At 71.1% G+C, this 11797-nt stretch carries 11 protein-coding genes; 1 reads left to right on the top strand and 10 read right to left on the bottom strand.

Annotated features, from left to right (window positions below; genetic code table 11):
• Positions 1-107 precede the first annotated feature (107 nt).
• Positions 108-1043: an RDD family protein gene (locus OG623_RS21305; protein ID WP_406148453.1), complete on the top strand. Its 936-nt coding sequence runs from the start codon at positions 108-110 to the stop codon at positions 1041-1043.
• A gap of 27 nt (positions 1044-1070) precedes the next feature.
• Here OG623_RS21305 and OG623_RS21300 read toward each other — a convergent pair whose 3' ends face one another.
• From OG623_RS21300 to OG623_RS21255, 10 genes are all read right to left on the bottom strand, one after another.
• Complete coding sequence (locus tag OG623_RS21300) at positions 1071-1589, bottom strand: YceI family protein (protein ID WP_406148452.1); 519 nt, start codon at positions 1587-1589, stop codon at positions 1071-1073.
• Positions 1590-1692: 103 nt separating this feature from the next.
• The gene (locus tag OG623_RS21295) at positions 1693-2337 is read right to left on the bottom strand and encodes a hypothetical protein (RefSeq protein ID WP_406148451.1); all 645 of its coding nucleotides are present in this window, start codon (positions 2335-2337) and stop codon (positions 1693-1695) included.
• 124 nt (positions 2338-2461) lie between these two features.
• Complete coding sequence (ahcY, locus tag OG623_RS21290; RefSeq protein ID WP_406148450.1) at positions 2462-3919, bottom strand: adenosylhomocysteinase; 1458 nt, start codon at positions 3917-3919, stop codon at positions 2462-2464.
• A gap of 263 nt (positions 3920-4182) precedes the next feature.
• Complete coding sequence (locus OG623_RS21285) at positions 4183-5274, bottom strand: cation diffusion facilitator family transporter (RefSeq protein ID WP_406148448.1); 1092 nt, start codon at positions 5272-5274, stop codon at positions 4183-4185.
• 87 nt (positions 5275-5361) lie between these two features.
• On the bottom strand, positions 5362-6585 hold the full coding sequence (gene manA / locus OG623_RS21280; protein ID WP_406148447.1) for a mannose-6-phosphate isomerase, class I: 1224 nt from the start codon (positions 6583-6585) through the stop codon (positions 5362-5364).
• Between the two features lie 56 nt (positions 6586-6641).
• Positions 6642-7778: an SIS domain-containing protein gene (locus tag OG623_RS21275; protein WP_406148446.1), complete on the bottom strand. Its 1137-nt coding sequence runs from the start codon at positions 7776-7778 to the stop codon at positions 6642-6644.
• 39 nt (positions 7779-7817) lie between these two features.
• A complete protein-coding gene (locus OG623_RS21270; protein WP_406151949.1) occupies positions 7818-8000 on the bottom strand; it encodes a Trm112 family protein in 183 nt (60 codons plus the stop codon).
• Positions 8001-8145: 145 nt separating this feature from the next.
• Positions 8146-9513, bottom strand: a complete 1368-nt coding sequence (locus OG623_RS21265; RefSeq protein ID WP_406148444.1) for a phosphomannomutase/phosphoglucomutase — start codon at positions 9511-9513, stop codon at positions 8146-8148.
• A 61-nt stretch (positions 9514-9574) separates the two neighbouring features.
• Positions 9575-11191 carry an L-lactate permease gene (locus OG623_RS21260; RefSeq protein WP_406148443.1) on the bottom strand — a complete coding sequence of 539 codons (1617 nt, stop codon included), beginning with the start codon at positions 11189-11191 and terminating at the stop codon, positions 9575-9577.
• Positions 11192-11370: 179 nt separating this feature from the next.
• Complete coding sequence (locus tag OG623_RS21255; protein ID WP_406148442.1) at positions 11371-11745, bottom strand: DUF3499 domain-containing protein; 375 nt, start codon at positions 11743-11745, stop codon at positions 11371-11373.
• Positions 11746-11797 lie beyond the last annotated feature (52 nt).

Raw genomic sequence — 11797 nt, 5'->3', positions numbered from 1 at the left:
CCAGGCATGGTGCGTACGGGTCCGTACTACGGCGGTGCGCCGCGTGTCAGCTTGGCAGACTGTGGTCCTGAGGGGCAGGGAAGAGCGGCGAGGGGTGGTGGGTGGCGATGAATGAACTCGTGACCGGAGACGCGGTCGTACTGGGGTTGCAGCCGGCGAGGCTCCCCAGCCGGGCGTTGGCGATCACCATCGATCTTGCGGCGCTCCTGACCGTGTTCGTACTGCTGTCCATAGGTCTGGCCGTGGCGACCGTGACGCTCGACGAGGCCGCGGCGGCTGCGGTCGCCGTTGCCTCGTTCCTTCTGATTCTGGTGGGCGGGCCGGTCGCGGTCGAGACGCTCAGCCAGGGGCGTTCCCTCGGAAAGCTGGCCTGCGGTCTGCGTGTGGTGCGGGACGACGGCGGGCCGATCCGCTTCCGGCACGCACTCGTGCGGGGGGCTATGGGGTTGGTCGAGATTCTGGGCACGTTCGGAGTCGTGGGCTGTATCGCCTCTCTGGTGTCCGCCCGCGGCCGCCGGCTCGGTGATGTGTTCGCCGGAACGCTCGTCGTACGCGAGCGGGTCTCCGCCGGGCGGGCTCACGCCGTGCCACCGCCCCCGCCCTGGCTCGTGGGGCGCTTCTCGCAGCTGGACCTGTCGGGCGTTCCTGAAGAGCTCTGGCTGGCCGTGCGGCAGTACCTGATGCGGATGAACCAGCTCGACGCCACGGTGCGCGGGTCCATGGCCGAGCGCCTGGCCACGGATCTCGTCGCGCATACGGGAGTTCCGGCGCCGCCGGGCGTTCCGGCGGCTGCCTATCTGGCGGCCGTGCTGAACGAGCGACAGGCGCGGGACGTGCGGCGGGTGGCCTCGGTTGCGGGCCGCAGCCTCCTGAGCGGGGTACCTGTGGCCGGCCCGGGTGAAGTGCCCGTGACCGGCCCGGGTGAAGTGCCCGTGACCGGCCTGGGTGAAGTGCCCGTGACCGGCCCGGAGAGTCAGGGACAAGGCGAGAGCCGGCGACAAGGCCCGGCGCAGCCCACGACCGGCTTCGCCCCGCCCGCCTGAGGCTTCTTCGCACCCCTGGGCCCGAGGTCAGCGGTTGGCCACGACCTCCAGGGTGAACTTCAGGTATCTGCCCGTCATGCCCTTGGCCTTGGTGACGCCGAAGGCGTACCTGTCGACCGTGGCGGTGCCGACGGCCGTGATCCGCTTCTCGTCCTCGGTGACGGTGTCCAGCGTGATGGCGACCGGCCGGGTCACCCCGCACACGGTCAGGTCCCCCTGCAAGGTGGCTTCCGCCTCGGATCGCTCCAGCCTTCGGCTCAGGAAGTCGATCTCGGGATGCCGGGCCACATCCAAGTAGTCCGCCGACCTGACGTGGTCGTCACGCTTCTGGTTGCCGGAGTCGAAGCCGGCCGCCTCCATCACGACGTGCACCGACAGCTCCTCCGCGAGTTCGGTGACGGTGATCCGGCCGTGGCTGATGGTGAAGGTGCCCCGGACCGGGACCAATCCGAACATGGCGCGGGTGTCGAAACGGACTGTCGATGCGGACGGGTCGATGTCGTACGCACCGGCCACTGGTAGCCGCTGGTTCCCCGGTACTGGCATGAGTTCATAGCCCCCGCGTGCTGAAGGTCCACTGTGGTGGATCAGCCTCTCGCACCTCCAGGTGGGCCACCACCCCTGCAAGGCAACGGAGTGGCGACCGGGCTCAAGTCCCGTCTGCCACCGGGGGCATGGGCGAAGGCATGGCCGAAGGCGGGGATTCGAGGTGCTCGAGCTCGATGCCCGGCGCCGCCAGCACCACGTCACCCGCGATGTGCACGGCGTGCTGGTCACCGGTGTCCAGGGCGTTGACCTGGTACTCGTCCACGATCAGGGGCCCGTTGTCAGTGGTGTGCGCTTCACTGTTCAGCAGGGACCAGGACTGGTCCACGGTGCGGGGGGCGAGAACCGGGTCCGTGAAGGTGACCAGACGGACGCGGGTCGCGGGGGAAGCGGGGGTGAGGCGAAGGAGCCGGGCGGTGGCGACGAGGAAAGCGGGGGACGTGCCGGAGAAGGTGTGGGCTCGGACATTGCCTTCGGTGGCATGAGTGCCGGTGGGGTCGGTCCGTACCCAGGTGACCCCGTCGAGGGCGGCACCGCGGATCTGCCAGCTCGCGGCGTGCAGTTCGAGACGGATGGGGCGGCCGAGTTCGTCCAGCGCCAGATCGACGGAACCCAGTTGGGCGCCCGTGGGGGCCGTGGTCTGGGAGACATAGCGCCAGCCGGACGGGCCGGGTGCGCAGTGGAAGTGTTCTTCGCCGATGGGGGTGTGGTCGTGGACATCGTGGATCGAATAACGGCCGCGCGGCATGGGGTCCTTCGGGTTCCTCGGGCTGTGCGGGTGCGGTACGGGGCAGGCCCCCGACACGGGGGTGCGGGGGCCTGCACTCGGACCTGCTGCTGAGAGCTGCGCCGGCCGGTGGCCGACGGCCGGCTCAGTAGCGGTAGAGGTCGGACTTGTACGGGCCTTCGACCGGGACGCCGATGTAGTCGGCCTGCTCCTGACGCAGGGACGTGAGCTTCACTCCCAGCGCGTCGAGGTGGAGGCGGGCGACCTTCTCGTCCAGGTGCTTCGGCAGCACGTAGACGTCGGTGGGGTACGCCTCGGGCTTCGTGAACAGCTCGATCTGGGCCAGGGTCTGGTCCGCGAACGAGTTGGACATGACGAACGAGGGGTGACCGGTGGCGTTGCCGAGGTTCAGCAGACGGCCCTCGGACAGCACGATGAGGACCTTGCCGTCGGCGAACGTCCAGGTGTGGACCTGCGGCTTGACCTCGTCCTTGACGATGCCGTCGATCTTCGCCAGGCCGGCCATGTCGATCTCGTTGTCGAAGTGGCCGATGTTGCCGACGATGGCCTGGTGCTTCATCCGGGCCATGTCGGACGCCATGATGATGTCCTTGTTGCCCGTCGTCGTGACGAAGATGTCCGCGGTCTCCACCACGTCGTCCAGCGTCGTGACCTGGTAGCCGTCCATCGCGGCCTGGAGGGCGCAGATCGGGTCGATCTCCGTGATGATCACCCGGGCACCCTGGCCGCGGAGGGACTCCGCGCAGCCCTTGCCCACGTCGCCGTAGCCGCAGACGACGGCGGTCTTGCCGCCGATGAGGACGTCGGTGGCGCGGTTGATGCCGTCGATCAGCGAGTGGCGGCAGCCGTACTTGTTGTCGAACTTCGACTTGGTGACCGCGTCGTTGACGTTGATCGCCGGGAAAAGGAGGGTGCCGTCGCGGTGCATCTCGTACAGCCGGTGCACACCGGTGGTGGTCTCCTCGGTCACGCCGCGGATCTCGGACGCCAGCTGGGTCCACTTCTGCGGGGACTCACCGAGCGTGCGGTTCAGCAGGGTGAGGATGTACGCGTACTCCTCGCTGTCCGCGGTCGAGGGGTCCGGGGCCTTCCCGGCCTTCTCGAACTCGACGCCCTTGTGGACGAGGAGGGTGGCGTCGCCACCGTCGTCGAGGATCATGTTCGGGCCGCCGGTGGGGGTGTTCGGCCAGGTCAGCGCCTGCTCCGTGCACCACCAGTACTCCGCCAGGGTCTCGCCCTTCCAGGCGTAGACCGGAACGCCGGCGGGGGCGTCGGGGGTCCCGTTCGGGCCGACCGCGATGGCTGCGGCCGCGTGGTCCTGCGTCGAGTAGATGTTGCAGGAGGCCCAGCGGACCTCGGCGCCCAGGGCGACCAGGGTCTCGATGAGCACGGCGGTCTGCACGGTCATGTGCAGGGAGCCGGTGATCCGGGCGCCGGCCAGCGGCTGGGCGGCGGTGTACTCCTTGCGGATCGACATCAGGCCGGGCATCTCGTGCTCGGCGAGGGTGATCTCCTTGCGCCCGAAGGCGGCGAGGGAGAGGTCGGCGACCTTGAAGTCCTGGCGGTTGGCGGCCGTCGTCATAACGGGCTGCTCCTCGTGGTGGGTCGAGGGTGGGCTGGATGGCTCTGCGGCGGCCATGGGCACACGAATGCCCGGGCGATCCGCAGTGCAGTCCGTCGGAGGCCCTCTCTCCCTCGGCCGGTCCGCTCGCGCGGGCCGATCGACCGCCATCAGCAGCGACGTCTGGTACTCCCTCCGAACTTACACCGAACGGCCCAGTGAGCCCCAGCCCGCCTGCGTGACGGCGTGGGACACCGGGCCGTTCGGGGCTGATCCTCAGCGGGTCAGTGGCCGGATCCCACCGGTGAGCCGCCAGGGGACGCGGGGTCGGCGTCGGGACCGGAGTCGGCATCGGGTCCGGCATCGGGGTCGGTGCCGCCATCGGACTCGGTGCCGGCGTCGGGTCCGGCGTCGGGACCGGGGCCGCCCGGGGTCTTGCCCGGGTTGGTGCCCGCCGCGGCAGCCGCCTCGTCGTAGATGTCGGGTTCGAGATAGATGACCCGGGCGATCGGGACGGCCTCGCGGATCCGGTTCTCGGCGGCGTTGATCGCCTCCGCGACCTCGGCGGCCGACTCCTCGGCCCGCACCGCGATCTTGGCCGCCACCAGCAGTTCTTCCGGGCCGAGGTGGAGCGTACGCATGTGGATGACGCGGGTGACGGTGTCGCCGTCGACGAGCGAGGCCTGGATCTTCTCGACGTCCTCGATCCCGGCGGCCTCACCGAGCAGCAGCGATTTCGTCTCCGCGGCGAGGACGATCGCGATCACGATCAGCAGGATGCCGATGCACAGGGTGCCGATGCCGTCCCACACACCGTTGCCGGTGCCCAGTGCCAGACCGACGCCGGCGAGGGCCAGGACAAGGCCGATGAGGGCGCCGAAGTCCTCCAGGAGGACGACGGGGAGCTCGGGCGCCTTGGCGCGGCGGATGAACTGCGTCCAGGACAGCTTGCCCCGGGTCTGGTTGGACTCCGCGATGGCCGTACGGAAGGAGAAGCCCTCGGCGATGATCGCGAAGACCAGCACTCCGACGGGCCAGTACCAGGCCTCGATCTCGTGCGGGTGCTTGATCTTCTCGTAGCCCTCGTAGATCGCGAACATGCCACCGACCGAGAACAGCACGATGGAGACGAGGAATGCGTAGATGTAGCGCTCACGCCCGTAGCCGAAGGGGTGCTGGGGCGTCGCCTCCCGCTGGGCCTTCTTGCCGCCGAGCAGCAGGAGTCCCTGGTTGCCCGAGTCGGCCAGTGAGTGGACGCTCTCCGCCAGCATCGACGAGGAGCCACTGAAGAGGAACGCCACGAATTTGGCCACTGCGATCGCGAGGTTGGCGGCTAGTGCCGCCACGATCGCCTTGGTTCCGCCTGACGCGCTCATGGGTGACTGGTGTCCCTTCCTCAGTGCTGCGACACGGGCGCCGCGTTACGGCCGGACATTGTTGCAGCCGCTGACGCGGACGGTACGTCAGACCAGGACGGTCGCGCGGAAAAGCGTTCCGGTACCGGTCACTTCGACCGTTTCATCCGCCGGGACGAACACGGATTGGCCGGGTGCGAGTCCGATCTCGCCCGCCTGTGGGGCGCCGGCGGTGCAGAGCAGGATCTGCGCGGTGCCCGCAGTGAGGTCGACGGGGGCGCCACCGGCCGGCAGGACGTAGCGCGACAGCCGGAATTCGTCGACCGGCGTCTCGTACACCTCTTCACCGGTGGGTGCGGCCTCGGGGCGCAGGATGGCGGGCTCGGTCGCCTCGAAGCGGACGATGCGGAGCAGCTCGGGGACGTCGACGTGCTTGGGGGTGAGGCCGCACCGCAGCACGTTGTCGGAGTTGGCCATGATCTCGACGCCCAGGCCGCCGAGGTAGGCGTGCGGGACGCCGGCGCCGAGGAACATGGCCTCACCGGGCTGGAGTTGTACGTAGTTCAGCAGCATGGCCGCGATGACGCCCGGGTCACCGGGGTAGTGGTGGGCGATCTGGGCGTACGGGGCGTGGGCGCCGCCGAGCCGTCCGGCGGCCTCTGCCGCTTCGGCGACCGTGTGCGCCATGTCGTCGGGGTCCGCGGTGAGGACCGCGGTGAGGACCTCGCGCAGGGCCGCCTCGTCGGGGCGGGCACCGAGCAGGTCGACGTACGGCTTGAGGGAGTCCACGCCGAGGGCGCCTATCAGGGCCGCGGCGTCGGCGGGCCTGCGGAAGCCGCACAGCCCGTCGAAGGGCGTGAGCGCGCAGATCAGCTCGGGCTTGTGGTTGGCGTCCTTGTACGTGCGGTGCGGTGCGTCGATCGGGATGCCCCGGCGCTCCTCGTCCGCGTAGCCCTGCTGTGCCTGTGCGAGGTCGGGGTGGACCTGGAGCGACAGCGGACCGCCGGCGGCGAGCAGCTTGAGCAGGAAGGGGAGGCGGGGGCCGAAGGCGCGGACGGCCGCGGCGCCGAGTTCGCGTTCGGGGTCGGCAGCGATGACATCCGTGAGGGACCGCTCCCCGGCGCCGGAGCCGGAAGTGCCCTCGGCACCCGCCCCGGCCGCCCCCGAAGTGACCGCCCCGGCCGGGCGGGTGAGGCGTGAAGGGGCTCCTGGGTGGGCGCCCATCCACATCTCGGCCTGCGGTTCGCCGGTCGGGGCTGTGCCGAGCAGCTCGGGGATGGCCGTGGTGGACCCCCAGGCGTAGGGGCGCACGGTGTTGGAGAGCCGGTCCATGGAGATGTGTCCTCGTGGGATGCGCGGGGCGTGGGCGCCCAGGGGGTGGCGGGCCCTCAGGCCCGGTTGTCGGAGGCCAGAGAAGCGTAGACGGCGGCGAAGTCGGTGACTGCGAGGAGTTCGGCGAGGGCTTCGAGCTCGCTGCCCTCCTCGGGTTCGAGCTCGCTGATGGCGGTGTCGTGGCTCAGGGCCAGTTCGCGGGCGGCCGGGCTCGCGGTCAGGCCGCCGGTGGGCCGGTCACGGAGCAGGACGACACGGGCCCGCATGGCTTCGGGCTCGTCCACCCGGTCCCGGAAGAAGTCGTCGGGGTCGCCCCCCGCCGCGAACGCTCCGGCGAGCAGTCCCCCGTGGGAGGGCAGCGCTTCCGGCAGCTCGGCCACGAGTGCGGGGCGGCCCGCGAGCTCGGCGAGGACGGCGGCGAAGCGGCGCCCGACGGGGCCCGCCGCCTCGCCCTCCGTCCAGATGAGGGGCAGGCTGTCGGCGAGCTCCGAGGCAAGGGTCTTGGCCGGGTTGCTGTACGTGGCGATGGCCGGTCCGCAGCGCTCCGCGGTGCGGTCGAGACGGTCGGCGACCTTCCGCAGCGTTTCCGTGGGCGCGTCGATGAGGCCGACCCGGTCCAGCAGGGCGAGCAGCGGGGTGAGCAGGGCCCAGAGGGTGCCCGGGCCGGCCGCGGAGGTCTCCGCGTCGTACTCGCCGTGCGGGGCTGCCGCCATGGGGACGACGAGCCCGTGGGCCCCCTCGACGGCTTCACGCAACGGGGACCTGACGGGTGCGACGGCGACGATGGTGCAGCCCCGCCGGTAGGCCTGTTCGGCGAGCAGCGCGAGGCCGGGTTCGGTGCCGTCGGCCGTCGCGATGAGCAGCAGGTCCACGGATCCGGCCCAGCCGGGCAGGGCCCAGCGCAGCGCGCCGGCGGCGGCCGCGACCCCGGTGGGGCGGATCCCGGTGACCGGGGCGGAGGCGCCCGCGAGGGCTCCGATCAGGTCGGCGACGCCGGAGGCAGCCGTGCCGGGCCCCGCGACGAGGACGGCGCGGGGCCTGCCCTCGGGTGCCAGGTTGCCGATTCCCGCCTCGGCGGCGTGCCGGGTGGCCGTGCGGACGCGGGCTCCGGCCTCGGCCGCGCCGCGCAGCAGGTCTCGCCTGTCTGCTCGGGCCAGGGCTTCCGGTGCGTCGAGCAGCGACTCGTCGAGCATGGTGGTGGGCCTCCGATCACCGTGCTGATCAGGGTGCGATTACGCGGGGCGGCGGGCCTCGTCGACCAGGAGCACCGGGATGCCGTCCCGCACCGGGTAGGCGAGACCGCAGTCCGTGCCGGTGCAGACCAGCTCGGGGCTTTCGGCCGCGGACCTGTCGTCGAGCTCGGCGTGGCAGGCCGGGCAGGCGAGGATCTCCAGAAGGCCGGCTTCGAGCGGCATGGGGTGGGTCCCTTCGGGCATGCGGTGCGGATCCGTCCGGGCCGAGGTGCGGGCCCGCGGAGCCAGGGGCGTGGTCAGCCTACCGCTGGGCCGAGGGGGTCGCGGCCCGGCAGGCCCCGCCCTGCAGGGCATGCGTCGGCGGGCGTCATGCGCGGACGCGTGCGAGGACCTCGTCGCGTACCGCCGTCATGGTCGCCTCGTCCCGCGCCTCGACGTTCAGGCGCAGCAGCGGCTCGGTGTTGGAGGCACGGAGGTTGAACCACCAGTCGGTGGCCGTCACGGTGAGCCCGTCGAGTTCGTCGAACCGTACGTCGTCGCGGTCGGCGTAGGCCGCCCTGATCGCCGCCAGCCGGCCCGCCTGGTCGGCCACGGTGGAGTTGATCTCGCCGGAGTCCGAGTAGCGGTCGTACCGGTCGAGGAGTCCGGAGAGCGGGCCGTCCTGGCCGCCGAGTGCGGCGAGGACGTGGAGGGCGGCGAGCATGCCGGTGTCGGCGTTCCAGAAGTCGCGGAAGTAGTAGTGCGCGGAGTGCTCGCCGCCGAAGATCGCGCCGTGGTCGGCCATCTCGGCCTTGATGAAGGAGTGGCCCACACGGGTACGGACGGGGGTTCCGCCGTTCTCGCGTACGACTTCGGGGACCGACCAGGAGGTGATCAGGTTGTGGATGACGGTGCCTTCGCCACCGTTGCGTGCCAGCTCACGGGCGGCGACCAGCCCCGTGATCGCGGACGGGGACACGCCGTCGCCGCGCTCGTCGACGACGAAGCAGCGGTCCGCGTCGCCGTCGAAGGCGAGGCCGAGGTCGGCTCCCTCGGCGAGGACACGGGCCTGGAGGTCGACGATGTTCTTCGGGTCGAGTGGGTTGGCCTCGTGGTTCGGGAAGGTGCCGTCGAGCTCGAAGTACATGGGTACGAGGTCGAGGGGCAGGCCCGCGAAGACGGTGGGGACGGTGTGGCCGCCCATGCCGTTGCCGGCGTCCACGACGACCTTGAGCGGCCGGATCCCGGAGAGGTCGACGAGGCCCAGGAGGTGCGCGGCGTAGTCGCCGAGGGTGTCGCGCTCGGTGACCGTGCCCGGGGTGGTGGCGTCTGCGGCGGGGAGGCCCTGCTCCGACCACTGCTCGACCAGCGTCCGGATCTCGGTCAGGCCGGTGTCCTGCCCCACGGGTGCGGCCCCGGCGCGGCACAGCTTGATGCCGTTGTACCGCGCCGGATTGTGCGAGGCCGTGAACATCGCCCCGGGCAGGTCCAGCGCCCCGGACGCGTAGTACAGCTGGTCCGTCGAGCAGAGCCCGATGAGGGTCACGTCGGCGCCGCGCCCCGTCGCGCCGCGGGCGAAGGCGGCGGCCAGGCCGGGCGACGACGGCCGCATGTCGTGGCCGACCACGATCGCGTCCGCGTCGGTGACCTGGACGAAAGCGGCGCCGAACAGTTCGGCGAGCGCCTCGTCCCACTGGTCGGGTACGACTCCGCGCACGTCGTACGCCTTCACGAGCTGCGACAGGTCAGCCACCACGGACGGTCCTCCTGGGATCTTTACGGACCGCCCAAACTACCCGGCGTCCCGGGGCGCCGGGTCAGGGGAGCGTCCAGCCCAGCACCACCGTGCTCTGGGCCATCACGATCAGGCACATCACCAGCAGCAGGCCGAGGCTCCACGGCAGGACCTTGCGCAGCAGATCGCCCTCGCGTCCGGCGAGGCCCACGGCCGCGCAGGCGATCGTCAGATTCTGCGGGGAGATCATCTTGCCCAGCACTCCCCCGGAGCTGTTGGCGGAGGCGAGGAGCTCGGGCGAGAGGCCGGACTCCCGTGCGGCGGACACCTGGAGGGCGCCGAAGAGGGCGTTGGCCGAGGTGTCGGATCCGGACACGGCGACACCGAACCAGCCGAGCACCGGGGAGAGGAAGGCGAGTCCGGCACCCGCCGCGGCGACGGACTGGCCGATGGTGGCGGCCTGGCCGGACAGATTCATGACATAGGCGAGCGCGAGCACGGACGTCACGGTGAGGATCGCGTAGCGCAGCTCGTGCACGGTGGCCCCCCACTCCCGCACCGCGGCACCCGCCCGTACGCCGATGACGACGGCGGTGATCAGCCCGGCGACCAGGACGAGCGTGCCGCCCGTACTGACCAGCGGCAGGGAGAACACATTGGCGCCGACCGGTTCGCCGTCGGGCCCCCGGACATCGAGGAACGGCCAGTCGAAGACCTGGGTCGCCTTGTCCAGGAGCCGCTTGACGGGTGGGATCTGGGCGACCGAGAACACCACGACGATCAACGCGTACGGGGCGTAGGCACGCAGCACCTCGCGGCGCGGGTCCTCCTGGTCCAGGTCCTCGCTGCGTACGCCGGTGAGCACGGCGGCGCGTACGGGTTCGCCGGCCGGCTTACGGGCGCCGGGAACGGCGATCAGCGCGCCCGCGCCGACCAGAGCGGCCGCGATGTCGGCGAGCTGCGCGGAGACGAAGTTGGACGCGGTGAACTGTGCGACGGCGAAGGCCACCCCGCAGACGAGCGCGGGCGGCCAGGTCTCGCGCAGGCCTCGTTTGCCGTCGACGAGGAAGACCAGGATCAGCGGGACGACGAGTGCGAGCAGCGGCGTCTGGCGGCCGACGACCGTGGCGACGTCGTCCAGCGGCAGACCGGTGACCTGGGCAAGCGTCACCACGGGTGTGCCCATGGCGCCGAAGGCGACGGGCGCGGTGTTGGCGACCAGCGAGACGACGGCGGCCTTCACCGGGTCGAAGCCGAGCGCGACGAGCATGACGGAGCAGATCGCGACGGGTGCGCCGAAACCGGCCAGTGCCTCCAGGAGCGCACCGAAGCAGAAGGCGATGACCAGCGCCTGGATGCGGGGGTCGTCGGAGACCCGGCCGAAGGAGCGCCGCAGGATGTCGAAGTGCTGGGAGCGCACCGTCATCCGGTACACCCAGAGGGCGTTGACGACGATCCACATGATGGGGAAGAGCCCGAAGAGGACGCCTTGCACACCCGCGGACAGGGTCTGCCCGACGGGCATGCCGAACGCCAGCCAGCCGACGAGCACGGCGACGGCGAGCCCGATGAGTCCGGCACGGTGAGCCTTCATACGGACGGCGCCGAGCAGCACCAGCACGGTCACCAGTGGCAGGGATGCGACAAGAGCGGACAGGCCGAGCGAATCGGCTACGGGTTCGAGTTGCTGGACAAACACACAGGCCTCCCCGGAACTCCGTGATGCGGAAGTGATCTCTCACGGGTGGGGGAATGGTCGTGTCCGCGACAAGCCACCGTCAATGCTCCGCACCGGAAAACTTTTTCCGGAGGGCGGCCCGGAAGGACGGGCCGGGAGGGGGGTGCCGGGGAAGGGACCGGAAGGGCGGAGCGGAGCCGTCAGGAGTCCGGGGACCGCAGCACGCGCAGATGCCCGCGCCGGGCCACCTCCACCGGGTCCGCCGTCCGAGGGGCCCTGTCGCCCTGCTGCGGCCGGTCCTGCGGCCTTGCGGCCTCACGCACGGCGTTGGCGAGCGCTTCGAGGTCGTCACCGCTGGGGCGGGTGGGAGCCGAGGGGTCGGAGAGCCGGACGACTTCCCAGCCGCGTGGTGCGGTGAGCCGCTCACCGTGCTCGGCACAGAGGTCGTAGCAGTGGGGCTCGGCATAGGTGGCGAGCGGGCCGAGGACCGCGGTCGAGTCGGCATAGACGTACGTCAGTGTCGCGACGGCGGGACGGCCGCACGCGGTTCGCGAACAGCGACGTACAGGGCTCACGATGTTGGACGGTACCGCACTCTTGAGCGGGCTGCGACGACTCTCCCTCAGC

Origin of the sequence: Streptomyces sp. NBC_01012 (genome assembly GCF_045162755.1) — a bacterium.
GTDB lineage: Bacteria > Actinomycetota > Actinomycetes > Streptomycetales > Streptomycetaceae > Streptomyces.
Note: the sequence above shows the minus strand (reverse complement) of the source record. Positions and strands in the feature narration are given on the sequence as shown.

Excerpts from the sequence above, each read along its gene's own strand:
- OG623_RS21300 (WP_406148452.1), bottom strand. The coding sequence starts at position 1,589 with ATGCCAGTACCGGGGAACCAGCGGCTACCAGTGGCCGGTGCGTACGAC.
- OG623_RS21285 (WP_406148448.1), bottom strand. The coding sequence starts at position 5,274 with ATGAGCGCGTCAGGCGGAACCAAGGCGATCGTGGCGGCACTAGCCGCC.
- OG623_RS21270 (WP_406151949.1), bottom strand. The coding sequence starts at position 8,000 with ATGCCGCTCGAAGCCGGCCTTCTGGAGATCCTCGCCTGCCCGGCCTGC.
- OG623_RS21305 (WP_406148453.1), top strand. The coding sequence starts at position 108 with ATGAATGAACTCGTGACCGGAGACGCGGTCGTACTGGGGTTGCAGCCG.
- ahcY (WP_406148450.1), bottom strand. The coding sequence starts at position 3,919 with ATGACGACGGCCGCCAACCGCCAGGACTTCAAGGTCGCCGACCTCTCC.
- OG623_RS21295 (WP_406148451.1), bottom strand. The coding sequence starts at position 2,337 with ATGCCGCGCGGCCGTTATTCGATCCACGATGTCCACGACCACACCCCC.
- OG623_RS21275 (WP_406148446.1), bottom strand. The coding sequence starts at position 7,778 with ATGCTCGACGAGTCGCTGCTCGACGCACCGGAAGCCCTGGCCCGAGCA.
- manA (WP_406148447.1), bottom strand. The coding sequence starts at position 6,585 with ATGGACCGGCTCTCCAACACCGTGCGCCCCTACGCCTGGGGGTCCACC.